The sequence below is a fragment of the Cronobacter universalis NCTC 9529 genome (assembly GCF_001277175.1).
Taxonomy (GTDB): domain Bacteria; phylum Pseudomonadota; class Gammaproteobacteria; order Enterobacterales; family Enterobacteriaceae; genus Cronobacter; species Cronobacter universalis.
In genome coordinates this window covers 1,936,910-1,962,257 of the sequence record NZ_CP012257.1, presented here as the reverse complement: position 1 = coordinate 1,962,257, position 25,348 = coordinate 1,936,910, and the positions used below count along the sequence as shown (strand labels likewise).

At 57.2% G+C, this 25,348-nt stretch carries 23 protein-coding genes, 2 tRNA genes and 1 pseudogene; 15 read left to right on the top strand and 11 right to left on the bottom strand.

Translation table 11 applies throughout. The annotated features are described in order from the left end of the window. Positions 1 to 53 precede the first annotated feature (53 nt). Entirely contained in the window at positions 54 to 950 is an 897-nt protein-coding gene (locus tag AFK65_RS08960; protein ID WP_007697143.1) for an aldo/keto reductase, read from the bottom strand. 53 nt (positions 951 to 1,003) lie between these two features. Beyond that, positions 1,004 to 1,243 (bottom strand): DUF1289 domain-containing protein, encoded by a 240-nt coding sequence (locus tag AFK65_RS08955; RefSeq protein WP_007774589.1) that lies wholly within the window; start codon positions 1,241 to 1,243, stop codon positions 1,004 to 1,006. A gap of 205 nt (positions 1,244 to 1,448) precedes the next feature. On the opposite strand from AFK65_RS08955, the gene eptA reads away from it, so the two are divergent. From eptA to rnt, 5 genes are all read left to right on the top strand, one after another. After that, on the top strand, positions 1,449 to 3,077 hold the full coding sequence (gene eptA / locus AFK65_RS08950; RefSeq protein WP_032805352.1) for a phosphoethanolamine transferase EptA: 1,629 nt from the start codon (positions 1,449 to 1,451) through the stop codon (positions 3,075 to 3,077). Between the two features lie 64 nt (positions 3,078 to 3,141). After that, entirely contained in the window at positions 3,142 to 3,723 is a 582-nt protein-coding gene (locus AFK65_RS08945; protein WP_038857297.1) for a TetR/AcrR family transcriptional regulator, read from the top strand. A 74-nt stretch (positions 3,724 to 3,797) separates the two neighbouring features. Next, on the top strand, positions 3,798 to 4,895 hold the full coding sequence (gene nemA, locus AFK65_RS08940; protein ID WP_007697136.1) for an alkene reductase: 1,098 nt from the start codon (positions 3,798 to 3,800) through the stop codon (positions 4,893 to 4,895). A gap of 91 nt (positions 4,896 to 4,986) precedes the next feature. Next, on the top strand, positions 4,987 to 5,394 hold the full coding sequence (gene gloA / locus AFK65_RS08935; RefSeq protein WP_007697135.1) for a lactoylglutathione lyase: 408 nt from the start codon (positions 4,987 to 4,989) through the stop codon (positions 5,392 to 5,394). A 95-nt stretch (positions 5,395 to 5,489) separates the two neighbouring features. Next, positions 5,490 to 6,161 carry a ribonuclease T gene (gene rnt, locus AFK65_RS08930; protein ID WP_038857298.1) on the top strand — a complete coding sequence of 224 codons (672 nt, stop codon included), beginning with the start codon at positions 5,490 to 5,492 and terminating at the stop codon, positions 6,159 to 6,161. A 69-nt stretch (positions 6,162 to 6,230) separates the two neighbouring features. Here rnt and AFK65_RS08925 read toward each other — a convergent pair whose 3' ends face one another. Further along, positions 6,231 to 6,578, bottom strand: a complete 348-nt coding sequence (locus AFK65_RS08925) for a Grx4 family monothiol glutaredoxin (protein ID WP_007697129.1) — start codon at positions 6,576 to 6,578, stop codon at positions 6,231 to 6,233. A gap of 345 nt (positions 6,579 to 6,923) precedes the next feature. Between AFK65_RS08925 and AFK65_RS08920 the strand changes: the two genes are divergently transcribed. Beyond that, positions 6,924 to 7,742, top strand: a complete 819-nt coding sequence (locus AFK65_RS08920; protein WP_038857299.1) for a C40 family peptidase — start codon at positions 6,924 to 6,926, stop codon at positions 7,740 to 7,742. 70 nt (positions 7,743 to 7,812) lie between these two features. Here AFK65_RS08920 and AFK65_RS08915 read toward each other — a convergent pair whose 3' ends face one another. Then, entirely contained in the window at positions 7,813 to 8,979 is a 1,167-nt protein-coding gene (locus tag AFK65_RS08915; RefSeq protein ID WP_007697116.1) for an MFS transporter, read from the bottom strand. A gap of 264 nt (positions 8,980 to 9,243) precedes the next feature. Continuing rightward, positions 9,244 to 9,333: a cytochrome bd-I oxidase subunit CydH gene (gene cydH / locus AFK65_RS21775; RefSeq protein WP_015386754.1), complete on the bottom strand. Its 90-nt coding sequence runs from the start codon at positions 9,331 to 9,333 to the stop codon at positions 9,244 to 9,246. Between the two features lie 292 nt (positions 9,334 to 9,625). On the opposite strand from cydH, the gene purR reads away from it, so the two are divergent. After that, positions 9,626 to 10,651: an HTH-type transcriptional repressor PurR gene (gene purR / locus AFK65_RS08910; protein ID WP_007697113.1), complete on the top strand. Its 1,026-nt coding sequence runs from the start codon at positions 9,626 to 9,628 to the stop codon at positions 10,649 to 10,651. Positions 10,652 to 10,669: 18 nt separating this feature from the next. Here the strand turns inward: purR and punR are convergent, their stop codons facing one another. Continuing rightward, positions 10,670 to 11,581: a DNA-binding transcriptional activator PunR gene (gene punR / locus AFK65_RS08905; protein ID WP_038857302.1), complete on the bottom strand. Its 912-nt coding sequence runs from the start codon at positions 11,579 to 11,581 to the stop codon at positions 10,670 to 10,672. A 111-nt stretch (positions 11,582 to 11,692) separates the two neighbouring features. On the opposite strand from punR, the gene punC reads away from it, so the two are divergent. The 5 genes from punC to AFK65_RS08880 all read left to right on the top strand — a co-directional run bounded on the left by punC (position 11,693) and on the right by AFK65_RS08880 (position 18,225). Next, positions 11,693 to 12,868, top strand: coding sequence for a purine nucleoside transporter PunC (gene punC, locus AFK65_RS08900; RefSeq protein ID WP_038857303.1), 1,176 nt, complete (start codon positions 11,693 to 11,695; stop codon positions 12,866 to 12,868). A gap of 288 nt (positions 12,869 to 13,156) precedes the next feature. After that, a complete protein-coding gene (gene cfa / locus AFK65_RS08895) occupies positions 13,157 to 14,305 on the top strand; it encodes a cyclopropane fatty acyl phospholipid synthase (protein ID WP_038857304.1) in 1,149 nt (382 codons plus the stop codon). A gap of 196 nt (positions 14,306 to 14,501) precedes the next feature. Next, positions 14,502 to 15,821 (top strand): PTS sugar transporter subunit IIC, encoded by a 1,320-nt coding sequence (locus tag AFK65_RS08890; RefSeq protein WP_007697095.1) that lies wholly within the window; start codon positions 14,502 to 14,504, stop codon positions 15,819 to 15,821. A 53-nt stretch (positions 15,822 to 15,874) separates the two neighbouring features. Next, complete coding sequence (locus AFK65_RS08885; RefSeq protein WP_007697092.1) at positions 15,875 to 17,260, top strand: glycoside hydrolase family 1 protein; 1,386 nt, start codon at positions 15,875 to 15,877, stop codon at positions 17,258 to 17,260. A gap of 44 nt (positions 17,261 to 17,304) precedes the next feature. Then, positions 17,305 to 18,225: a LacI family DNA-binding transcriptional regulator gene (locus AFK65_RS08880; RefSeq protein ID WP_038857305.1), complete on the top strand. Its 921-nt coding sequence runs from the start codon at positions 17,305 to 17,307 to the stop codon at positions 18,223 to 18,225. 16 nt (positions 18,226 to 18,241) lie between these two features. Here the strand turns inward: AFK65_RS08880 and AFK65_RS08875 are convergent, their stop codons facing one another. Then, entirely contained in the window at positions 18,242 to 18,892 is a 651-nt protein-coding gene (locus tag AFK65_RS08875; RefSeq protein WP_007697077.1) for a riboflavin synthase, read from the bottom strand. 236 nt (positions 18,893 to 19,128) lie between these two features. Here AFK65_RS08875 and mdtK point away from each other — a divergent pair, with 236 nt between their 5' ends. From mdtK to AFK65_RS08860, 3 genes are all read left to right on the top strand, one after another. Then, positions 19,129 to 20,502 carry an MdtK family multidrug efflux MATE transporter gene (gene mdtK, locus AFK65_RS08870; RefSeq protein ID WP_038857306.1) on the top strand — a complete coding sequence of 458 codons (1,374 nt, stop codon included), beginning with the start codon at positions 19,129 to 19,131 and terminating at the stop codon, positions 20,500 to 20,502. 187 nt (positions 20,503 to 20,689) lie between these two features. After that, positions 20,690 to 20,766: transfer RNA gene (locus tag AFK65_RS08865), tRNA-Val, on the top strand. 9 nt (positions 20,767 to 20,775) lie between these two features. Further along, a tRNA-Val gene (locus tag AFK65_RS08860) sits at positions 20,776 to 20,852 on the top strand. A gap of 220 nt (positions 20,853 to 21,072) precedes the next feature. Here AFK65_RS08860 and AFK65_RS08855 read toward each other — a convergent pair. The 4 genes and pseudogenes from AFK65_RS08855 to AFK65_RS08845 all read right to left on the bottom strand — a co-directional run. Then, positions 21,073 to 21,420, bottom strand: a pseudogene (locus tag AFK65_RS08855) (type VI secretion system Vgr family protein); the annotation flags it as partial. A gap of 78 nt (positions 21,421 to 21,498) precedes the next feature. Beyond that, on the bottom strand, positions 21,499 to 21,828 hold the full coding sequence (locus AFK65_RS20935; protein WP_072025650.1) for a hypothetical protein: 330 nt from the start codon (positions 21,826 to 21,828) through the stop codon (positions 21,499 to 21,501). Between the two features lie 54 nt (positions 21,829 to 21,882). Further along, the gene (locus tag AFK65_RS08850; RefSeq protein WP_007697073.1) at positions 21,883 to 22,872 is read right to left on the bottom strand and encodes a DUF6402 family protein; all 990 of its coding nucleotides are present in this window, start codon (positions 22,870 to 22,872) and stop codon (positions 21,883 to 21,885) included. A gap of 4 nt (positions 22,873 to 22,876) precedes the next feature. Further along, on the bottom strand, positions 22,877 to 25,345 hold the full coding sequence (locus AFK65_RS08845) for a type VI secretion system Vgr family protein (RefSeq protein WP_007697072.1): 2,469 nt from the start codon (positions 25,343 to 25,345) through the stop codon (positions 22,877 to 22,879). Between the last annotated feature and the right edge of the window lie 3 nt (positions 25,346 to 25,348).

Here is a 25,348-nt window from a genome sequence, read left to right as displayed (position 1 = left end):
GTTAAGTCTATAACAAGGTGCGCGGTTTCACCGGAAAGGAGGGGATCGGGTTGTCAGGGAACGTCGTAACCGAGCGCGGCTTTACGGATGCGGAACCACTGCTGGCGCGACAGTTCAAGCGACAGCGCCCCCGCCGCGCTTTTCACGCGATCGATTTTCCCGGAGCCGATAATCGGCAGCGGGCGCGACGGCAGACGCAACACCCACGCGTAGACGACCTGCTCAATAGTCTGTGCGCCCGTCTCTTCTGCAACCTGTTGCAGCTCGGCACGCAGCGGCCCAAAGCTCTCATCACTGAAAAGCCGTCCGCCGCCCAGGCATGACCAGGCCATCGGGCGAATGCGTAACTGCTGGAGCAGATCCAGCGTCCCGTCCAGTAGCAGCGGCTGATGTACCGGCGAAATCTCTACCTGATTGGTCGCGAGCGTAAACGGCAGGCGCGACTGCAATAACGAGAATTGCGCAGGCGTGAAGTTGGAGACGCCAAAGTGGCGGACTTTGCCGCTTTTATGCAGCGCAAGGAACGCTTCGGCGACCTCATCGGCATCCATCAGCGGATCGGGGCGATGGATCAGCAGCAGATCCAGCACGTCGGTGCTAAGATAACGCAGGGAATTTTCCGCACTCTGCACAATATGCGCGCGATCGGTAATGTAATGGCCAAGCGCGTTTTCCGGCTTCGCGGTGGTGGCGATACCGCATTTAGTGACGATTTCCATTTTTTCGCGCAGGTGCGGCGCCAGACGCAGCGCCTCGCCAAAGGCGGCTTCGCACTGGTAGCCGCCGTAGATATCCGCGTGCTCGACAGTAGTGATGCCAAGCTCCAGATGCTGCTCGATAAACCCCACCAGCTCGCGGGCGGAATAATTCCACTCCATTAAACGCCAGTACCCCATCACCAGACGTGAAAACGTCGGCCCCTGGGGCGCCATAAGAATACGCTCAACCATAAGTACTTACCTCAGAAAGGAAAACTGCCGGCGATTATACGCCAGCGACGCGGCTAAAACAGTGAAGGCTGCTGTGGTTCTTCGTCAGGTTCGGCGCGTCCGGCGCGCAGTTTACGGAGCATACGCTGGCGGCAGAGGCGCAGCACCTCCTGCTTCTGTGAATCGTTCATCTTCTGCCAGTTGAAGCGCTCGTCGCGGCTGCGCATACACCCACGACAGTAGCCGCGTTCATCCGACTGGCAGATCCCGCGACAGGGGCTGGGAACGGGGAAAAACTCGAGCTGCTCGGCCACAACGGCTCCTTGTTAACATGATAGTTACAATTGAAGCCTGAACTGCGCCGGGATGCAAGTTTGCTCGCCCTCGCAGCGCATTATCATCACCATTGCGCTGTCGTTGAGCTCCCGTTGAACATGCCGGGCGCGCGGTTAAACACAGGTTAAGGTTTCACTAATCTTAACGCCGTAGACTGCCGTCAACGTTAATGGAGTCTTTATGATGGCAATGATAAAAAAACTGCGCTGGAGCGATCTGCGTTTCAACCTGTTCAGCGCCCTGCTCTTCACGCTGATGAACGCGCTTTTTATTGGCCGCTGCTGGGCGCTTATCGCCCCGCATCACCTGCACGATGCGCTGTTCGCCGCGAGCGTACCGCTGGTGCTGTTCTGCGCCTGGCTGGTGATTTTCAGCATCATTAATCTGCCCTGGCTGCGCAAACCGGTGCTGGCGATTTTGCTGTTCGGCTCGGCGGCCAGCAGTTATTTTATGTATACCTACGGGGCGGTGATTGACCAGAACATGATGGTCAATATCTTCGAGACCAATTCCCAGGAAGCCGGGGCGCTGATAACGCCGCAGCTTATCGGATGGCTTGCTGTGGCGGGCCTCGTACCGGCGTTGCTGCTGAGTCGTATTGACGTGGTGTCCGGCAGTCTCCTCTGGACGGCGCTGCGCCGTCTGGTCAGTATTCTCGCGAGCCTGCTGGTGATCATTCTCGTGGCGTCAATCTTCTATAAGGATTACGCCTCGCTGTTTCGCAACAATAAAAACATCGCCAAGATGGTCACGCCGGCGAACTACATCAGCGGCATCGTCAAATATACCCACTCACGCTTTTTCGCAGGCGACCAGACGCTGGTGCGCATCGGACAGGATGCGAAAAAAGGCCCGGTCATTCGTCAGCAGACCAAAAAAACGGTGCTGGTGGTAGTGATTGGCGAAGCCTCCCGCGAGCAGAACTATTCCCTCGGCGGTTATGAGCGCGACACTAACCCGCAGCTTAAAAAACAGGGCGTGGTGTTTTATCCGCACGCCACCTCGTGCGGCACCGAAACCGCGATCTCCGTGCCCTGCATGTTCTCCGGGATGCCGCGCGCGCATTACGACGCCGGACTGGCGCATCATCAGGAAGGACTGATGGACGTGCTGGCGCACGCGGGCGTCAACGTGCTGTGGCGGGATAACGACGGCGGCTGTAAAGGCGCCTGCAACCGCATTCCACATACAGACATGACTGAATGGAAGCTTAACGATCTGTGTAAAGAAGGCTCCTGCCTCGACGACGCGCTGCTGTGGCGGTTCGATAACGTGCTGGATGGCCTGAAACAGGATTCCGTGATTGTTCTGCACCTGATGGGCAGCCACGGCCCGGCGTATTACCGCCGCTACCCGGATAATTTCCGCCGCTTCACGCCGACCTGCGACACTAACGAGATCCAGGACTGCGACCGTCAGGCGCTGATTAACACCTATGACAACACCATTCTCTATACCGACGATGTACTGAGCCGCACCATTGATGCGCTGCGTAAGCATCAGGACACCATGAACACGGCGCTGGTCTATCTCTCCGATCACGGCGAATCGCTCGGCGAGAACGGCATCTACCTGCACGGCACGCCGTACCTGCTGGCGCCCGATCAGCAGACGCACATTCCGCTGCTCTTCTGGCTCTCCGGCGATTACGCGCGCCAGTACGGCGTGGATACCGGCTGTCTTGGCAAACGCGCGGCGACGGATGAGGTCTCTCAGGACAACCTCTTCTCCACGGTGCTGGGCATCATGAATATCCAGACTTCGCTTTATCAGCCGCAGGAGGATATGCTTAGCGCCTGCCGGAAAAATTAACGTTTCTGGCGGTTTTCACTAAGACGACTTGCATTAGACCGACCGGTCTATTAGATTGGATTGTATGAACCGAACACCTGAACACGACACGCGCGAACACCTCCTTGCCACCGGCGAGCAGCTCTGCCTGCAACGCGGCTTTACCGGCATGGGACTGAGCGAGCTGTTAAAAACCGCGGGCGTACCGAAGGGCTCCTTCTACCACTACTTTCGCTCGAAAGAGGCGTTTGGCGTGGCGATGCTGGAGCGGCACTACGCCCGCTATCTGGCTGGCCTTGAGCAGCACTTTACGCCGGCGGGCCCGGCGCGCGAGCAGCTGATCGCCTGGTTTGACGAGACGCTCCGCCATTATTGCCAGACGGGCAAAATGATGGGCTGCCTGACGGTGAAGCTGTCCGCGGAAGTGTGCGATCTGTCGGAGGATATGCGCGGCGCCCTCGATAAAGGCGCGGCGCAGGTTATCGCGCTGCTGGCAGGCGCGCTGGAACGGGGTCGCGAGGCGCAGGCCCTGGCCTTTTCCGGCAGCGCGCAGCAGCGGGCGCAGGTGTTGTACGTGCTCTGGCTCGGCGCAAGCCTCCAGGCCAAAGTGTCGCGCAGCGGCGCGCCGCTTGAAAACGCGCTGGCGCACGTTAAAGAAATCCTTTGAAGAGAGCGCCTGCCGCAAGGCAGCGCTTTTTTATTTCGCTCATTACAAGACGACCGGTCTACTCAGGAGTGACTATGCAAGACGAAAAGCTGTTTACCCCGCTGAAAGTGGGTGCTGTTACCACCCCTAACCGCGTATTTATGGCCCCACTGACCCGCCTGCGCAGCATCGAACCGGGCGATATCCCCACGGCGATGATGGTGGAATATTACCGCCAGCGCGCCAGCGCCGGGCTTATCATCAGCGAAGCCACGCAGATTTCCGCACAGGCCAAAGGCTACGCGGGCGCGCCGGGTCTGCACAGCGATGAACAGATCGCCGCATGGAAGAAAATCACTGCCGCGGTGCACGAAGCCGATGGCCGTATCGCCGTGCAGCTCTGGCACACCGGGCGTATCTCGCACAGCAGCATCCAGCCTGGCGGCGAAGCGCCGGTCGCGCCTTCTGCCATTAATTCCGGCACACGTACTTCTCTGCGCGATGAGAACGGCAAGGCAATTCGTGTGGACACCACCACGCCGCGCGCGCTGGAAACGCACGAAATCCCGGGCATCGTGGACGATTTCCGCAAAGCCGTCGGCAATGCGCGCGACGCCGGTTTCGATATGGCCGAGCTGCACTCCGCCCACGGTTACCTGCTGCACCAGTTCCTGTCGCCGTCCTCTAACCACCGCACCGATCAGTATGGCGGCAGCGTGGAAAACCGCGCGCGTCTGGTGCTTGAGGTGGTCGACGCCGTGAGCAAAGAGTGGAGCGCCGACCGCATCGGCATCCGCGTGTCGCCGATTGGCAGCTTCCAGAACGTGGACAACGGCCCGAACGAAGAAGCCGACGCGCTCTACCTGATTGAAGAGCTGAACAAGCGCGGCATCGCGTACCTGCATATGTCTGAGCCGGACTGGGCGGGCGGCGTGCCTTACACCGACGAATTCCGCCAGAAAGTGCGTGAGCGTTTCGATGGCGCGATCATTGGCGCTGGTGCCTATACCCGTGAAAAAGCCGAAGCGTTGATCCAGAAAGGGCTTATCGACGCCGTGGCGTTTGGCCGCGACTATATCGCCAACCCGGATCTCGTTGAGCGTCTGCGTAAAAAAGCCGATCTTAACCCGCAGCGTCCGGAATCCTTCTACGGCGGCGGCGCGGAAGGCTACATCGATTACCCCACCCTGTGATCCAAATTGATAGCGGCGGCCTTCCGCCGCTATACTTAAATCCTGTTTCACCCAAAAGCATTATCACAAGCCGTTTATTTAAGAGGATCTTATGCGCTTACTTCACACCATGCTGCGCGTTGGCGACCTGCAACGCTCCATCGACTTCTACACCAACGTTCTTGGCATGAAACTGCTGCGCACCAGTGAAAACACCGAATACAAATATTCGCTGGCGTTTGTCGGTTACGGTCCGGAGAGCGAAGAAGCGGTGATCGAGCTGACTTACAACTGGGGCGTGGAGAGCTATGAGCTCGGTACAGCCTACGGCCATATCGCCATCAGCGTGGACAACGCCGCAGAAGCCTGCGAGCGCATCCGCAACAACGGCGGCAACGTCACCCGTGAAGCGGGCCCGGTTAAAGGCGGCACCACGGTTATCGCGTTTGTTGAAGATCCGGATGGTTACAAAATCGAGCTTATCGAAGAGAAAGACGCGGGTCGCGGCCTCGGCAACTGATCCCTCCGGCGGGCGTTCTGCCCGCCTTGCTGCATCCCGCCGTGAAATTTGCCATAATGCGCGCTGCTTTAATTCCCCAAACTTAAGAGACGCTGATGTCCGATAACGCTCAACTGACCGGTCTGTCCGACCGTTTTCGTGGCTTTTACCCTGTTGTCATCGATGTGGAAACCGCCGGTTTTAACGCCAAAACCGACGCGCTGCTGGAGATCGCCGCCGTGACGCTGAAAATGGATGCCGACGGCTGGCTCACCCCCGATGAAACGCTGCATTTTCACGTTGAGCCTTTTGAAGGCGCTATTCTTCAGCCGGAAGCGCTGGCCTTTAACGGTATCGATCCGCACAACCCGCTGCGCGGCGCCGTCAGCGAATATGACGCGCTGCACGCCATTTTTAAAATGGTGCGCAAGGGCATGAAAGAGAGCAACTGCAACCGCGCGATCATGGTGGCGCACAATGCTACGTTCGATCACAGCTTTATGATGGCGGCCGCGGAGCGCGCGTCGCTCAAACGAAACCCATTCCACCCGTTTGTGACCTTCGATACCGCGGCGTTAAGCGGACTGGCGCTGGGTCAGACGGTGCTGGCGAAAGCCTGCATCGCCGCGGGCATGGCGTTTGACAGCACCCAGGCGCATTCGGCGCTCTACGACACCGAACAAACCGCCCTGCTGTTTTGCGAAATCGTCAACCGCTGGAAACGCCTGGGCGGCTGGCCAGTGCCGCCGCTCGCCGCGGAAGACGCGACGCCGCAGAACAACGACTAAGCTAACGCAGCGCAAAAAAAAGCGGCCACCAGGGCCGCTTTTTTGTCTGCGCGATAAGGCGCGACGGGATTATTCCGCGTCCGGGGTCGCCGGATTGTGCTTCGCCGCCGTCTCTTTGATAAGCGTCTGCAGTTCGCCGCGCTGATACATTTCGATAATGATGTCGCAACCGCCGACCAGCTCGCCATCCACCCACAGCTGCGGGAAGGTCGGCCAGTTAGCGTATTTCGGCAGTTCCGCGCGGATATCCGGGTTTTGCAGGATATCGACATACGCAAAACGCTCGCCGCAGGCGGACAGCGCCTGTACCGCCTGTGCGGAGAAGCCGCAGCTCGGCAGTTTCGGGGAGCCTTTCATGTACAGCAGAATCGGGTTTTCAGCGATCTGGCGTTGAATTTTTTCAAGCGTAGTGCTCATTGTCTTACTTCCTCAAGCGTCATTACGGCGTTAGCTTTACATTGTAGCGGCTCCGGAGCGTCCCGAAAATGCATAATCTTGCGCTTAAGCCCGGCGCCGTGCCGTGGTGAAAGAGAAGCAAATAATAACACTTTTCTGTAAGCTGCCGATATTCTCCTCTGAGAAGGCGCGCTAAAATGCGCTCCGACGCAGCGGCAGCAGGTTAAAAAGAGTGCGCCGGTTAACGAAACTACGCTCTGAACACGATTTGCTGCTTAACTTCGGACATTTTTTTAGATTAGAATCAGCAAGCTCTTAAAATTCATCCGTTGGCATGATTGCCGGCTTTATGCAGGGGAATGCTCAGTGGCGCGCAAAACAAAAATTGCTCTTACGCTCTGTGCTTTATTAATGACTTCATCACTGGCATTTGCGCCATTCGCGCAGGCGTCGGAGCAGACGCGCGCCTCGAAGGTACAAAAGGCGCACGCCAGTACGGTGAAAAAGAAAACCAGCACAAAAACCGCCAAAAAAAGCAACAACGCAACGAAGACCAAAACGGCGAAAACCGCCAGCGAGAAGCGAAACACCACCGCAAAACGCACCAGTAAGACCACCTCTTCCGTCAGTAAAACCGCTTCCCGCCGCGCTTCCGCCACCTCCGTTAAACAGGCCAGCAGCCGCCTGAGCGCGCAGACCTGTAGCAAAACGCGTAAAAATCGCAAAACCAAATGCGTCAGCGGGCCGCTGACTATCGCGGATGCCCACAAAGCGCGCGTGAAGAAAGCCCAGACGACCGCCATGAACAAGCTGATGAACCAGATCGGCAAGCCGTATCACTGGGGCGGCGCTTCGCCTCGCACCGGTTTCGACTGCAGCGGCCTCGTCTGGTATGCGTATAAAGATCTGGTGAAATTCCGCATTCCGCGCACCGCCAACGAAATGTATCACCTGCGCGACGCCGCGCCGGTTAACCGTGGCGAGCTGGAAAGCGGCGATCTGGTGTTCTTCCGCACCCAGGGCCGCGGCACTGCCGATCACGTCGGCGTCTATGTCGGCAACGGCAAGTTTATTCAGTCGCCGCGTAGCGGTCAGGAAATCCAGATAACGTCGCTGAGCGAAGATTACTGGCAGCGTCATTATGTCGGCGCGCGCCGGGTGATGACGCCGCGCACCATTCGCTAATCGGTTTATTCACATCAAAAAAAACGGAGAAGGTTACCCTTCTCCGTTTTCTTTTTTACGCCAGCAGACGTTATTCAGCGCTGCACGCCGTTTGCGCCTCGCGACGGCTGGAAAGCAGCACCAGCAGCAGGCCAAGTGCGGCAATCAGCGCGCCCATCACCGGCACCACGCTATAGCCGAAGCCGGCGTGAATGACCGCGCCGCCTGCCGCCGCGCCAAGCGCGTTGCCAAGGTTAAACGCCCCGATATTGACCGATGACGACAGGCCCGGCGCTTCGCTGGCGACGCGCATCACGCGCATCTGCAGCGGCGGCACCACGGCGAACGTCGCCGCCCCCCAAACCACCATACTCACTGCCGCGCCGATCTCCGTTTTCGCAAGCCACGGGATCGCCGCCATAATGACGATAAGCAGCATCAGGAAGCCTTTCAGTGTGCCGCTCACCGAGCGGTCCGCCAGGCGGCCGCCCAGATAGTTGCCGATGGAAAAACCGACGCCAATCAGCACCAGCATGGCGGTGACGAACGCCGCGCTGGCGTCAGTAATATGATGCAGAACAGGCGCGATATAGGTATAGAGCGTAAACATCGCGCCCGCGCCGAGCACCGTGGTCAGCAACGCGCTGACTACCTGCGGACGCATCAGCACCGCCAGTTCGCTTTTCACATCCGGACGCTCGCCGCTGCCGCCTTTCGGCAGGGAGAACCAGAGGCTCGCCATCGCCACCAGCCCAAGACCGGCGGTCGCCAGAAACGACATTCGCCAGCCGATGGTTTCGCCAAGCCAGGTCGCCGCCGGCACGCCGCCGATATTGGCGATGGTCAGGCCCATAAACATCGTCGCGACGGCGCTCGCCTGTTTATGCTTCGGCACCACGCTTGCCGCAACGACTGAGCCGAGCCCGAAGAACGCCCCGTGGTTAAGGCTGGTGAGAATACGCGAGGCCATCAGCGTCATGTAATCCGGCGCCAGCGCCGAGAGCACATTGCCGAGCGTAAAAATCGCCATCAGGAAAATCAGCGCGCTGCGTCGCGCGCGGTGCGACAGCAAAAGCGTCATCAGCGGCGCCCCCACCATCACGCCAACCGCGTAGGCGCTGATCAGCATACCGGCGGCCGGAATCGAGACGTTGACGCCGTTGGCTATTACCGGCAACAGCCCCATCGGGGAAAACTCGGTCGTGCCAATGCCAAAAGCACCAATAGCCAGTGCCAGTAACGGGAAGTTGACTTTCATTCATTGCTCCAGAAATTTTACAACAGCGCCGGAGATGCCCGACGTTACAGCAGGATGCAGAGAGGATGGCAGTTTCAGTCAGAAAAGATAAGTGACAAAAACAGCAAAATATTATTGCACGGGTGTTAAAAAACACGCGCAAATTGTTATTAGCGAATCATAAGGGAAAAGCGTGAAAAAGAAAGGAAACGGCGGGCGAAAGGCGCTTAAGCGCAGGAATGGTATAAGAAAGCGGGAGAACGGGGACGCGCTCCCGCCTGGCGCTTAATGCAGGATGGCGGTAAAAGCGCCCGCCACAATCAGGCCCAGTACAACAAGCGTAGTGACCAGCGAAAATTTCAGATCGGTACTCATGGTATTCTCCTTAAAGACCCCATAAAAATCAGGTAGTGCGCATTTTTGCATAAACGGGCCGAAAAATCCTGCGACATTTAACCAGATATGCGTTTTCCCTCTTCCCCTTTCGGGAAAGATAAGCCAAAATTCGTCGCTACTTTATTCGGTACCGGCCATCGACCCCTCCTCACGATAAATGTCGCGTTTCCCGGCATGCCGCACGTCCCCTCGTGGCACACAGGGGTGTGTACAGGCAAACGATTAACCCGTGATTTTGCAGGGCTCAGCCAGGGGTCTGGAGTGATTATTAATGGCAACAATTAAAGACGTCGCGAAGCGAGCCAACGTTTCCACAACAACAGTCTCACATGTAATTAACAAAACCCGTTTTGTGGCGGAAGAGACGCGCAACGCGGTATGGGCGGCTATCAAAGAATTACACTATTCGCCAAGCGCCGTGGCGCGCAGCCTGAAGGTGAACCATACCAAGTCTATCGGGCTGCTGGCGACCAGTAGCGAAGCGCCCTATTTCGCCGAAATCATCGAAGCGGTTGAGAACAGCTGCTTTGCGAAAGGCTATACGTTGATCCTCGGCAACGCGCATAACAATCTGGAAAAGCAGCGCGCGTACCTGTCGATGATGGCGCAAAAGCGCGTCGACGGCCTGCTGGTGATGTGTTCGGAATACCCGGAGCCGCTACTCGCCACGCTCGAAGAGTACCGTCATATCCCGATGGTGGTGATGGACTGGGGCGAAGCGAAAGCGGATTTCACCGACTCGGTTATCGATAACGCGTTTCAGGGCGGTTATCTCGCCGGGCGTTACCTTATCGAGCGCGGCCATCGCGATATCGGCGTTATTCCGGGGCAGCTTGAGCGCAACACCGGCGTCGGGCGTTTTTCCGGCTTTATGAAAGCGCTGGAAGAAGCGGCCATCAAAGTGCCGGAAAACTGGATCGTGCAGGGCGATTTCGAGCCGGAATCCGGTTATCGCGCCATGCAGCAGATCCTCTCGCAGCCGCAGCGCCCCACCGCCATCTTCTGCGGCGGCGATATTATGGCGATGGGCGCTATCTGCGCCGCGGATGAGATGGGTCTGCGCGTGCCGCAGGATATTTCGATTATCGGCTACGACAACGTGCGTAACGCCCGCTTCTTCAGCCCGGCGCTGACGACGATCCATCAGCCGAAGGAGACGCTGGGCCAGACCGCGTTCAATATGCTGCTCGACCGCATCGTCAACAAGCGCGAAGAGTCGCAGACCATCGAGGTGCATCCGCGCCTGATCGAACGCCGCTCGGTGGCGGACGGCCCGTTCCGCGACTATCGCCGTTAATCCCCTCCGGGAGCCGTATTACTGCGGCTCCCGCAGCCACTCCTTGTTCAGCGTTTCACTGTCCCCCAGATAATCGAGCAGCCAGCGCAGCGCGGGCGAGGCATCGCTTTGTCGCCACGTCAGGCAGCAGGCGGCGTCCGGGAACGGGTTTTCCAGCGTCAGCGCATGCCACTCCCCGCTATCGAGCCACGGCTTCGCGAAGTGCGTCGGCACCATGCCGATACAGAGCCCTTCGCTCAGCGCATCGGCGGCGCAGTGCCAGTCCGGCACCACCACGCGCCGCTGGTTATCCAGCAGCCAGGTGATGCGTTTGGGCAGCGATCGCGAGGTGTCTTCCAGCACCAGCGACGGGTAATCGCGCAGCCTGTCGTCGCTGAGCGCGCCGTCGCGCTGCGCCAGCGGGTGATGATGCGCCACCACGCAGCGCCAGCTCAGCATGCCCATATCGCGAAACGCGAAGCGCCCGCCGACCGGGATCGCCTGTGTCGCGCCGATGGCGAGTTCCACGCGCCCGTCCGCCAGCGCGTCCCAGACGCCGTTAAACACCTCCTGCGACACCTGCAATTCGACATCGGAAAAGTGCCGGTAGAAATCGAGCACCAGACGGCGGGTGCGTTCCGGACGCACGATGTTGTCCACCGCGATGGAGAGCTGTCCTCGCCAGCCGTTGGCGATCTGCTGGCACTGCTGACGGGTGATCATCATTTTTTTGATGACAGAACGCCCCTCGCGCAAAAACCAGGCGCCCGCGGGCGTCAGGACCACATCGCGATGGCGGCGCTCGAAGAGCGACACCGCAAGCCACTCCTCCAGCTGGCGCACCGTATAGCTGACGGCAGAAGGCACGCGGTGCAGTTCCGCCGCCGCCGCGGTGAAGCTGCCGGTGCGCGCCACGGCGTCGACGACTTCCAGAGAATATTCAGACCACATTTTCTGCCTGCAAAATTTTTGAATGGAAACGGCAAATATTAGCGTTTCACAAGCGGGTTTGCACTCCGTACACTCCGGGCTCTTTCGCGTATTAAGAAGTGAGTCAATGTGATGCGACCTGATAAAGGATTTCTTTGCTGGCTGGCCGGGCTGAGCGTGCTCGGCTTTCTGGCGACGGATATGTACCTGCCCGCGTTCGCCGTCATCGAGGCGGATTTACACACGGCGCCCTCGGCTATCAGCGCCTCGCTGAGCCTGTTCCTGGCGGGATTCGCGCTGGCGCAGCTGGCCTGGGGACCGCTCTCTGACCGTTTTGGCCGCCGTCCGGTACTGCTGGCGGGGCTGGGGATTTTCGCGCTTGCCTGCCTTGGCACCGTCTGGGTAGAGACCGCAGGCGCGCTGCTGGCGCTGCGTTTTCTTCAGGCCGTGGGCGTCTGCTCCGCCGCAGTGAGCTGGCAGGCGCTGGTGACCGACCGCTACCCGGCGCAGCAGGCGCGCCGTATCTTCGCGACCATCATGCCGCTGGTGGGCCTCTCTCCGGCGCTGGCGCCGCTGCTCGGCAGCTGGATCCTGAATCACTTTTCGTGGCAGGCGATTTTTGTAGTGTTGTTTGCCATCACGGTACTGCTGATGATCCCGGCGCTGCGCCTGCCTTCCGGCGCGCCGCAAGGCAATAAAGGCGGCGAACCGCTGAGCTTTATGATGCTGCTGCGCTCGCGCGTCTACAGCGGCAATGTGTTGATTTATGCCGCCTGCTCCGCCAGCTTTTTCGCCTGGCTCACCGGCTCGCCGTTTATCCTGCATGAGATGGGCTACAGCCCGGCGGTGACAGGACTGAGCTATGTGCCGCAAACCATCGCGTTCCTCATTGGCGGTTACGGCTGCCGTAGCGCGCTGCAAAAATGGCAGGGCGAAACCCTGCTGCCGTGGCTGCTGGCAGGCTTCGCGCTGAGCGTTATCGCCACCTGGCTTGTGGGATTAAGCGAGACGGTTACGCTCACCACGCTGCTTATCCCCTTCTGTCTGATGGCGATGGTGAACGGCGCAATTTATCCGATCGTGGTCGCCGCCGCGCTGCTGCCGTTCCCGCAGGCCACCGGACGCGCCGCCGCGCTGCAAAACACGCTCCAGCTGGGGCTCTGTTTTGTGGCAAGCCTGGCGGTGTCATGGCTGGTCGCCACCCCGCTGCTGTCGACCACCAGCGTCATGCTGGCGACCGTACTGCTGGCCGGTCTTGGCTTCCTGCTGCGCGGGCGTCGTCGGGTCACAGCGTCATCAGCCGCGTGATAATATGAAATTTTTGTGATTAGCTTGCTAACGGTCAATGGTTGAATCATCGTAAAGCGAGGCCTATACTGGTTCGCGGCTCTACGATAATTAGCATAAATATTATGTAGTAACGGGAGCCGCTGGCTCCCGTTTTTATTTTGAATGACATTTCTGGCAAGGGTCATCTCCCTTCCTCTGTTCTACGTCGGATATCAGGCTCGCGGACCTTTCCGTGATATTTCTCACATACCGAAAATTGCGACTACGCTGTTTGAAGGTTCTGATCACATCAGTGATGGAGAAGCTATGAGTTCATCGTGTATAGAAGAAGTCAGCATACCGGACAACCACTGGTATCGCATCGCAACTGAACTGCTCAGCCGGGCCGGGATCGCCGTTAACGGCAGCGCCCCTTCCGACATTCAGGTGAAAAATCCTGACTTTTTTAAACGTGTGTTACAGGAAGGCTCTCTCGGTCTTGGCGAAAGCTATATGGACGGCTGGTGGGAGTGCGAGCGTCTCGATCTCTTCTTCACCAAAGTGCTGCGCGCAGGGCTTGAAGACCAGCTGCCGCACCATCTGAAAGACACGCTGCGCATTCTCGGCGCCCGTCTGTTTAATCTGCAGTCGAAAAAGCGCGCCTGGATTGTCGGCAAAGAGCATTACGATCTCGGCAACGATCTCTTCAGCCGGATGCTCGACCCGTATATGCAGTACTCCTGCGGCTACTGGAAAGAGGCCGATAACCTTGAGGACGCCCAGCAGGCGAAGTTAAAACTTATCTGCGAAAAGCTTCAGCTTAAGCCCGGCATGACGCTGCTGGATATCGGCTGCGGCTGGGGCGGTCTGGCAGCATATGCCGCGCGGCATTATGGCGTGTCGGTCACTGGCGTGACCATTTCCGCCGAGCAGCGGAAAATGGCGCAGGAACGCTGCGAGGGGCTGGACGTCACCATTCTCTTGCAGGATTACCGCGATCTCGATTCCCAGTTTGACCGCATCGTGTCGGTGGGCATGTTCGAACATGTCGGGCCGAAAAACTACGCCACCTATTTTGATGTTGCCGACCGCAATCTCAAACCTGACGGGCTTTTCCTGCTGCATACCATCGGCTCGCGGAAAACGGATAACAACGTCGATCCGTGGATCGACAAGTACATCTTCCCGAACGGCTGCCTGCCGTCGGCGCGCCAGATTGCGGCCGCCAGCGAGCCGCACTTCGTGATGGAAGACTGGCATAACTTTGGCGCGGACTACGATAAAACGCTGATGGCCTGGTATGCGCGTTTTCTCTCGGCCTGGCCGGAAATTGCTGATAACTACTCCGAGCGGTTTAAACGTATGTTTACCTATTATCTCAACGCCTGCGCGGGCGCATTTCGCGCGCGGGATATCCAGCTGTGGCAGGTGGTTTTTAGCCGCGGCGTGGAAAACGGCCTGCGCGTCGCCCGTTAAGCGTTCACCCCGGCGCACGCCGGGGCGTTTTTACCACTTTCTCTTCCCTGCTTTGTGACGCTTCTCACGCTTTCACGACGTTTCCTTCCATAAAAGTGATCCCGGCGACAAACAGGCGACAGACGCATGGAAACCGGTTTCCATTTTGTTTCAAACTGAGCGCAGTTCTCCCCCTGCCTGATAAAGGAAACACGTCATGAGTCTGTACCAGAGTATGGTCCATGTTATTGAAAACAAAATTACGCCGCTGGCGGGCGCGATGGGCTCGCAGCGTCATGTGGTGGCTATCAGGGACGGTTTCCTGGCCGCCCTGCCGTTTATGATCATCGGCTCGTTTCTGCTGGTTTTTATCTTTCCGCCCTTCTCGCCGGATACGCAAATCGGCTTTTGCCGCGCGTGGCTTGATATCTCGCTGAAATACCGTGAACAGCTGATGCTGCCGTTTAACCTCAGCATGGGCGTGATGACCTTTTTTATCTCGGTCGGGATTGGCGCAAGCCTCGGCAAGCACTATCAGCTTGATCCGATCATGACCGGCCTGCTGGCGTTTATGGCGTTTCTGCTGGTGGCGGCGCCTTATAAAGACGGGCAGATCTCCACGCAATATTTCTCAGGCCAGGGCATTTTCACCGCGCTTATCACGGCGATATACGCGAGCGAAATGTATGCCTTCCTGAAACGCCACAATATTACTATCCGCCTGCCGAAAGAGGTGCCGACCGGCGTCGCGCGCTCGTTTGAGATTTTGATCCCGGTGGTGGTGATTGTCTTCACGCTCCACCCGCTCAACCTGCTGATTGAATCCACTACCGGCATGATCCTGCCGGAAGCGATTATGCACCTGCTCTCGCCGCTGGTGGCCGCGTCGGACTCCCTGCCGGCGATCCTGATCTCCGTTTTAATCTGTCAGATCCTGTGGTTTGCCGGTATTCACGGCGCGCTGATTGTCACCGGCATCATGAATCCGTTCTGGATGGCGAACCTCTCCGCCAACCAGGCCGCGCTGGCGGCGGGCCAGGCGCTGCCACATATCTACCTGCAAGGGTTCTGGGATCACTACCTGCTCATTGGCGGCGTCGGCTCCACGCTTCCGCTGGCGTTCCTGCTGCTGCGCAGCCGCGCGGTGCACCTGCGTACGATCGGTAAAATGGGCGTCGTGCCGAGTATGTTTAACATCAACGAACCGATTCTGTTTGGCGCGCCGGTCATCATGAACCCGGTCTTTTTCCTGCCGTTTATTCTGGTGCCGATGGTAAACGCCGTTCTTGCCTGGACCGCGACCAAACTGGGCTGGCTGGCGCAGGTGGTTTCGCTGACGCCGTGGACCACGCCCGCGCCCATCGGCGCGTCCTGGGCCGCTAACTGGGCCTTCAGCCCGGTCGTCATGTGTCTTATCTGTATGGTGATGTCGGCGCTGATGTACTACCCGTTTGTGAAAGCCTACGAGCGCACGCTGCAAAAGCAGGAAGCGGCACAAGATAATACCGAAGGTGACACTGTCACGAATAACGCCTGATTTTACCGCGCCGGCCCTTCCGGCAGGCGCCTGACTGAGCTATGAGGATGGATATGCACTACTCATTTCCTGAAGGATTCTGGTGGGGCAGCGCCAGCTCGGCGCCGCAAACCGAAGGTGAAAGTCTGAGCCACGGCAAAACGCCCACGACCTGGGACCACTGGTTCCGCCTGCAGCCGGAGCGTTTTCACCACGGCGTTGGCCCCGCGCAGACCTCCACGTTTTATCAGCACTGGAAAGAAGATATCGCGCTGCTGAAAGCGCTTAATCACAACACCTTCCGCACGTCTGTCTCCTGGGCGCGCCTGATCCCGGACGGCACCGGCGCGGTAAACCAGGAGGCGGTCGCCTTTTATAACCAGGTGATTGATGAGCTGCTGCGCCAGGGCATCACGCCGTTTATTAACCTGTTCCATTTCGATATGCCGCTGTCGCTTCAGGAACAGGGCGGCTTCGAGAACCGCAAAGTCATCGACGCGTTTGAAGCTTACGCCCGCACCTGCTTTGAGCTGTTTGGCGACCGTGTCACTCACTGGTTCACCTTCAACGAGCCGATTGTGCCGGTGGAAGGCGGTTACCTGTATGACTTCCACTATCCGAACGTCGTTGATTTCCGCCGTGCCGCGACGGTGGCCTATCACACGATGCTGGCCCACGCCCGCGCAGTGAAGGCCTATCACGAGCGTAACGACGGCGGCGAAATCGGCATTATCCTGAACCTCACCCCTTCTTACCCGCGTTCGCAAAACCCGGCGGACGTAAAAGCGGCGCATATCGCCGATCTGATGTTTAACCGCAGCTTCCTCGACCCGGCGCTGCGCGGCAGTTACCCGGAGGATTTAGTGGCGCTGCTGGCGCAGTATGATCAGCTGCCAGCGTGCCAGCCCGGCGATAAAGAGCTGCTGGCGGCGGGTGTGGTGGATCTGCTCGGCATCAACTACTATCAGCCGCGTCGCATACAGTGCCGCGATTCGCAGGTCAACCCGGACAGCCCGTTTATGCCGGAGTGGTTCTTCAGCGCTTATGAAATGCCGGGCCGCAAAATGAACCCGTACCGCGGCTGGGAGATTTATGAGAAAGGCGTCTACGACATCCTCACCCGCCTGCGTGTAGAGTATGGCAACCCGCGCTGCTATATCTCGGAAAACGGCATGGGCGTTGAGAATGAACAGCGCTTTGAGCGCGACGGGCAGATTCAGGATGATTACCGCATCGAGTTTGTGCGCGATCACCTGAAATGGCTGCATAAGGGCATCAGCGAAGGCAGCCGCTGTCTGGGCTACCACATGTGGACCTTTATTGATAACTGGTCCTGGTGCAACGCTTACAAGAACCGCTACGGCTTTGTATCGCTCGATCTGGAAAGCCAGAAACGTACGATCAAAAAGAGCGGCGAGTGGTACCGCCAGGTGGCGGCCAGGAACGGGTTTGATGAGTAACCGAGTGGCGGCCTTCGCGTCGCCACGCTTTGCAGGAAAACACGATGTCCACCATTAATGATGTCGCGCGCCTGGCGCGCGTCTCGAAAGCCACCGTTTCCCGCGTGCTGAGCGGCAATCGCGGCGTGAAGGAAGAGAGCCGTCTCGCGGTGCTGCGCGCCGCCGAGATGCTGAACTATCAGCCGAACGCCATTGCGCAGTCGCTCTCCAGCCAGATGACCCACTGTATCGGCGTGATTTGCGCCAGCGAACATATTCAACAGGCCACCTGCTGGTTACAGGCGCTGGAAAAAGAGCTCAGCCGACACGGCAAACATCTGCTGCTGCGCTTTGCAAGTTCCGCGCAGGAAGTGACGCGCGCCCGCGCCGAACTCAATTCCGGCCTGTGCGACGCGCTGATGATTGTCGGCGCCCGCTTTCCTCTGCCCGCGCTTGATGATGATGTGATTCTGGTGGATTGTTTAAGCGCCGCCACGTCGCAGGGCATTCAGTTCGACTGGCTCTTTGCCGCCCAGACGGCGGTGCAGTATTTATGCAGCCACCAGCGGCGCGATATCGCGTTGATTAACTTTCCGGCGGGCGACGCGGCGGCGGAGATTTTACAGGGGTATCGCCAGGCGGCGGAAAACCACCTGATCCCGTTTCATCGTCAGCGCGTCATCGAAGATGAGACGGTGCTGCGTATCGCCCTGCAAAAGCTTATCAACAGCGGCGTGAAGTTTAATGCGCTGCTGGTGACCGACGACAGCCAGGCGCGCGAAGCGGTGGCGATGCTGCGCGAATACCGTTTCGCGGTGCCAGGGCAGGTGCTGGTGTTCAGTCTTGAGAGTTCAGGGCGCGGAATGGGGCTGGAGAGCGTTCCGGCCATCGGGTATTCGCTGGAGAGTATCGCCCGGCAGGCGGTGGCGCTGCTTTCCGGCGGCGCGCCGGGCGAACGGGTGCGGGGTACGCTGGTGAGCGCCTGAGCCCACCAGCGAGATCTTATTCTGCGGGATGCAGCTGCGCGGTAATCGCCGCCGCGGCTTCGCGAGACGCTAATACACGCTCAACTGTATCCACCACGGCCTGGGTCTGCGGATCGATTTCAATATTCACCCGCTGACCCAGCTTTTTGGTGCCAAGCGTGGTGCGCTGGAGTGTTTCCGGGATCAGGAAAACGCAGAAGCGCGTCGCCGTCACTTCCCCGACCGTCAGGCTGATACCGTCGATGCCGATATAGCCTTTGTGCAGGATATACTTCATCAGCGTCGGGTCCTGAATTTTAAACCAGATCTGCCGGTTATTTTCCGACGTCAGGATCTTCGCAACCTCCGCCGTGGTCATAATATGCCCGGACATTAAATGACCGCCAATTTCATCGCTGAATTTCGCGGCGCGTTCAATGTTCACCACGTCGCCCGGCTGTAAATCCCCGAGATTGGTAATACGCAGCGTCTCTTTCATTAAATCGAAGCTGACGCGGTTGCCGTTAATTTCCGTTACCGTCAGGCAGCAGCCGTTGTGCGCCACCGATGCGCCGGTCTCAAGCCCCGGCAGCAGCTCATCCGGCAGCTCCACCACATGGGTGCGGAAATTCGGTTTTTCATCGATAGCCACGATTTTCGCGGTGCCCTGAACAATACCGGTAAACATATTTTGCCACTCCTGGATTCGCTTACATGGCGGCGCGCGGCCGCGAGATTCATAACCAGAACAATAACAGGTGGAATATGCCCTTGCCAGCCTGAGCGGCCTTAAGCGCATTATTTCACTGGCTTAATAGTGAACTCTCGCTACAATAGTCTGACTCATTCCCCTGCATTTTCTTCTTGCTGCCCGTTGCGGCGGCTTTTTTGTCTCTCAAATAACAACAATATACAGGTGTTCTCGTGCAGAAGTATTTTGTCGAAGCGCGTCAGTTATTAGCTCTGGCAATCCCGGTGATTTTCGCGCAAATCGCCCAGACCTCAATGGGGGTTGTCGATACCATCATGGCCGGCGGCTACAGCGCCACGGATATGGCGGCGGTCGCCATCGGGACCTCGATCTGGCTGCCTGCCATCCTCTTCGGCCATGGCCTGCTGCTGGCGCTCACGCCAGTCATCGCTCAGCTTAACGGCTCAGGCCGCCGCGACCGCATCGCGCATCAGGTACAGCAAGGTTTTGTACTGGCGGGGCTGGTGTCGGTGCTTATCATGATTGTGTTATGGAACGCCGGTCATATCATCCGCGCGATGCATAACATCGATCCCGTACTCGCCGATACCGCGGTGAATTACCTGCGTGCGCTGCTGTGGGGCGTGCCGGGCTATCTTTTCTTCCAGGTGATGCGTAACCAGTGCGAAGGGCTTGCCAAAACCACGCCAGGTATGGCGATGGGCTTTATCGGGCTGCTGGTGAATATTCCGGTGAACTATATCTTCATTTACGGTCATTTCGGCATGCCGGAACTGGGCGGCGTCGGCTGCGGCGTGGCGACGGCGTCGGTGTACTGGGTGATGTTTTTCTGTATGCGTCTGTGGGTGAAACACGCGCGCTCGATGCGTGATATTCGCCTGCAACCGGACGCCAGCCGCTTTGACTGGCCGGTTATCCGTCGTCTGGCGCAGATTGGGATGCCGGTGGCGCTGGCGCTGTTTTTCGAAGTCACGCTGTTTGCGGTCGTGGCGCTGTTAGTGTCGCCGCTCGGGATTGTCGATGTGGCGGGCCATCAGATTGCCCTCAACTTTAGTTCGCTGATGTTTGTACTGCCGATGTCGATGAGCGCCGCGGTGACCATTCGCGTGGGTTTCCGTCTGGGCCAGGGGTCGACGCTTGAGGCGCAGACCTCCGCACGCACCGGTATTGTGGTCGGCATCTGCCTCGCGGTGGGGACAGCGCTCTTTACCGTCGTGTTCCGCGAGCCCATCGCCCTGCTCTATAACGACAACCCGGAAGTGGTTACCCTCGCCTCGCACCTGATGCTGCTGGCGGCGATTTACCAGATTTCGGATTCCATTCAGGTGATCGGCAGCGGCGTGCTGCGCGGCTATAAAGATACGCGCTCAATTTTCTTTATTACGTTTATCGCCTACTGGGTGTTGGGTCTGCCGAGCGGCTACATCCTGGGGCTGACCGACTGGGTTGTGGAACCAATGGGCCCGGCGGGCTTCTGGTTCGGCTTTATCCTCGGCCTGACCTCGGCCGCCATCATGATGATGTGGCGCATGCGTTACCTGCAACGCCTGCCGTCGGAAACCATCCTGGCGCGCGCCGCGCGCTAATTACTGGCCGCCCCTCAGGGCGGCTTTTTTATCCTCTGGGTACAGACTAGCCCGCCACGCCGATCACTTTGTCATCATTCTGCGCAAATAGGCGGCAATCGCGTGAAATATGAAAGAAAATTGACGTTTGCCCCTTGCCAGGCGCCGGGGCTGCCGTTAATATTCGTCCCCGCTGTCACACAGCAATGCGTTCATAGCTCAGTTGGTTAGAGCACCACCTTGACATGGTGGGGGTCGTTGGTTCGAGTCCAATTGAACGCACCATCCTAATGTGCGTCCGTAGCTCAGTTGGTTAGAGCACCACCTTGACATGGTGGGGGTCGGTGGTTCGAGTCCACTCGGACGCACCATTCAGTAGTCTTCAGGTTTCCCCTTTCTGTTCGTCTTAAATCTTCTGATGCAATGCATTTCAGTCAGTATTTCCGACAGTGTCTTATCATCATTTTGTATTATGCGGATACGATGAGGGTTCCTGGTCAAACGGGTGAAAGTCATCTTTCCGCCGCCTGACGTGAATTACCTTGTTCAGCGGTTTCAGCCGTTCGTTGAACACGCGCGCAAGCGTTGCTCAAGAGATATACACAGAGAGTAGCTCAGCTCACGCTCATGGTGAATCCGGGCGTAAAACGCTCCGCTCTCGCTTTCCGGTTCGGGATCGGTGTCATCGCCCTGCGTCCGGTACGGCTCCGCGTAGCGGTAGTGTTCGCCGGTGGTGATGGCCGCGCTGCGCACCCTGGCGGTGGCGTCCAGCGGCGTGGTGGCGGCGGGGTAATGATCATCACGAGTCTGCACCCGCCCGGTGACGGTGTTATGCCAGGTACGCACGCCCCACACCGCCTCCTGCACGCCGTCATGCAGGCCGTCATGCAGGCCGTCATGCAGGCCGGACGGCTCGCGGTATGGCAGGCGGACGTCAAAATAAACGATACGCCGCAGTATTTATATTCTATTATTTTTTTAAGTTCTGGTTAATATCCTTTGAGTAGTACTTCACTGTCATGCTTTACCTTCACACTCATGTAAAGTCCATCCTGACATGCCTTGATCAGTTGGATAAACAAAATCAATCCCCGACCATTTTGGCGAAACCATATCAGAGAACTGATACTCCCAGAAATACCATGCGGAGCTTTTTAACTTATCGCCGGCCTTACTATAAACAATAAAAAAAGACTGATTAGAAAAAAACTTTAAAAAACGACCAGCGATACCAAAGGGCTTATAGTTAGGAATATATGAAACAAAATAGCATGAGTGCGAGTAATTCCATATTTTCCCGCTTGGCGTGGCCGTTTTATAAGCTAATATTTTAATTGCAAATAGCATAGATAGTATTATAAAAAAAACCCCTAAAAAAATATCACTACTTTTTTAAAAAAACTACGCAACTTTATCACTCCTCGACTGGTATTCTAACAAATCTAATTTACTGATATGAACAATGACATCTACAGGTATTTTTTTAACTGTGGAATAAACAAAAAAATCCCCTGTTTTCATGTTGCTTTCTTTTTTGCATTTTTGTCTATACTCAACAAATGAATTATTAGTTACTCTATAATAATCATTACCATTTTTACTGACCACTTCACTTTCAAAAAGCTCATTTATTAAACCAGGTTTTATTACACCATGCCACCCCCAATAACCAAGAGGCTGATCATTCCCATTATTCATAAATTCATAGGTATCCCTCACATATAAACCAATTTGATTAATCTCAATCCTATAAAAACCGTCGTTATCACTAGATACTATTAGGTTTAAAAAGGCAATTTTAACGATAAAACTTCCAAGCGCACCATAAACATCATCTAATTCATCAGTAGCTTTCTCCCATAAAGTACTCCCGATTGAGAAGTAATTAAATTGACTTTTTCTATCAAGCTCAATCGCGGATAATTCTTCATAATCAAGCGCTATATTTTTTATCGAATATGTTTTTAAATCAACCAAACCTTGTTTATACAGACAATTAATTATTGCTATCAGCCCATTGGAAAGCTGTTTAACCCCTCCCTCTATTTTACCTAAAGTATCATTAAACTCTCGAACTATAGAAATGCTTTCCAGAACATCGTCAATTACTGGCGATACTCTTTCAGACGCAGTACAAAGCCACTCAAACGAGATATCATCGACTATATGACATTTATCTATTAGAGCCATGTCAACTTTGTTAAGTTTCTCTTCCTTGCTCATTTCATAAAACGGATCGTAAAACCATTTTCTCATGAATCTTGCTGCAACAACCCACCCCATACTTTCCATTACCTCAGGTATGTCTGTTATTTTAAACAACCGAACAGGCACTTTTTGCTGATTATCCTCCTGTTCAGTGAGGCTGGATATAACTTTTATCTCACTCATGATATTAACCTATTATCAAAGATTCTTGTCTTAAAACCGTCAACTCAACTTCACATTGCTCTTTATGGCTCACAATATGAGTACATCCTTTGTTATCTGAATAATGCTCTAGTTGTTCTCCTGATGACAACGCCAATAGGTATCTTATTCCTGCGACTGGCACATTTGTTCTGTCATCAAGCAGAATAAAACCTCTGCTATAAATACCCCCCTTACCGGGCAGATAGGGGAATTCAACCTGCCGGGATTTACTCGCTCCCAGATAAGTTTTCTCCACCTTCCTCAGATATACCTGCGGTGTCCCGTATTCTATTTTCCCGGCCTCCAGCTTCAGGTAACATCCGCCGCCGATTAAGGTGATGCGCTTTTTGCCTGCAAAGGAGATATCACTCACCGACGTCAGGGTGAGTTTCTTCTCTGCCGCCAGCTGCATGCCGCCGTTCTGCGCCTGCACCTCCACTGGGCCTTCGCCCGATTTCAGGCTCAGCGGCCCGCTGCGGGCGAACAGCCCCAGTTTTTCACCCGCCAGCGTGGTCATGTTGCCCATAACGCCCATGCTGATATCGCCGCCAGCATTCACCGCCACGTTTTTTGTGGCCGTAAGCTGCATGTGCTCTCCGCTGGTGAACGCCATCCCTGCCGGTGCGGACATGTGTATCATTTCGTTCAGGGGTTTCAGCCGTTCGCCGAACATCGCGCTCTGGCTGGCGATGTCCGCCTGCAGCGCGTTCGCCGCGTCTGCCGCAGCGGAGAGCTGTGCTATCTGCTGCAGGCACAGGTCGATTTCCTTCAGCGCCGTTTCCCGGTCCAGTACCTCGCCTGCGGCCTTCTGCTGGCCGTCGGCGCTGATGAACAGCCCCTTCGCCACGCGGATGACGCCGTATTCGTCGGTGCGCAGTTCAAAGCCCGCCCCGCGCGGTTTATCCTGCCCGTCCACCAGCCGGCCTTCACCGAGCTGCGTTTTACCGTACTCGGTGGTCAGGTGGATATGCTCTTCGCCCCGTTTATCTTCCATGCGCAGCTCATTCTGCGCTGGCGTGCGCAGGATATTGCGGCTGCGGTTGTCGCGGTTAACCACATCCGGGTGCGCCGAATCATGAAACGCGTGCGCGATATACGGCCGGTCCGGGTCGCCGCCGTCAAAGGCGACGGACACCTCTGTGCCGGCCAGCAGCGGCGTGTGCCAGCCGTACGTCTCGCCCGCATACGGCTTCGCAAGGCGTACCCACAGGTAGCTGTAACCGCTATCGCTGTCCCCGCGGTCCATGTCCAGCTTCACGCGGTAACGGCCCGCGTCGTCCAGCCAGGCGTATGTGTCCTTCGGGTCCCGGCTTTCCACCCGCGCCGGCACCGTGCCGTGTATTTCCGGGCGCGGGATTTCTGGCGGGCGGTAGCAGTAGCGTTCGCTGTACGGCATCCCCCACACCGACACGTGCAGCCGCGAATCGCGCGAGGCGCGAAAGGTGGTAAGCGTGATAATCACCCCCTCTTTCAGCGCGCGGATGACGTCGCCCTGCGGCTCCAGCACCATCCCCGGCGTGAGCGCCCAGGCGTTGCTGAAAAGATGCACACGCAGCGAGGGGTTCAGCTCACGCTCGTGACGGATACGCGCGTAAAACGCCCCGCTCTCGCTGTCGGGCTCGGGATCGGTGTCATCGCCCTGCGCCTGGTACGGCTCCGCGTAGCGGTAATGCTCACCGGTGGTGATCGCCGCGCTGCGCACCCTGACGGTGGCGTCCAGCGGCGTGGTGGCGTCAGGGTAATGGTAATCGCGCGTCTGCACCCCGCCGGTGACGGCGTTATGCCAGGTCCGCACGCCCCACACCGCCTCCTGCGCGCCGTCATGCAGGCCGGACGGCTCGCGGTACGGCAGGCGAACGTCAAAATGATAGTTAAGCTGGGTGTCGGCAAAAATAGTCACATCCAGACCGCGCATGTTGTCCATCTCCGTGCGCCACCAGATCCCCACTTCTGACAGCAGCCGCTGAATAAACCCAAGGTCAGTCTCGCGCCACTGGGTAATAAGCTCGCGCTCCGGGTATTCCCGCTCCAGCCGGAAATCAAAATCCTCCCCTTCCAGGCCATGCTCACGCAGCACCTGCTCCACCACTTCCGGCACCGACTGGTTGAGAAACACGCGACACTGACGCGTGTGAGACAGCAGCGCCAGCCGGGAGGAGAGCGTCACGCTGTAGTGCGACTGATCTGCGCTGGTGGAGAACCACTCCAGCCGGGTAATAATGCCGTAAACCGTTCTGCCGCCCTGCATTCCGAGGCTTGCGTATTTCATCAGCGCCTGTTCTGGCCGTATGTCTGCCTTCGGGGTGGTAAATTCGATATTCCAGCAAAACGGCTCGCTTAACGCCTCGCGTCCGCGAAAGCGCAGCACATCTGCCGTTATGTCACTGTTGTGGATAGTAAGCACATACCGCGAGAGGCTTTTCTTCGTCTTAAACTCATGCTCCGTGTCCATTAA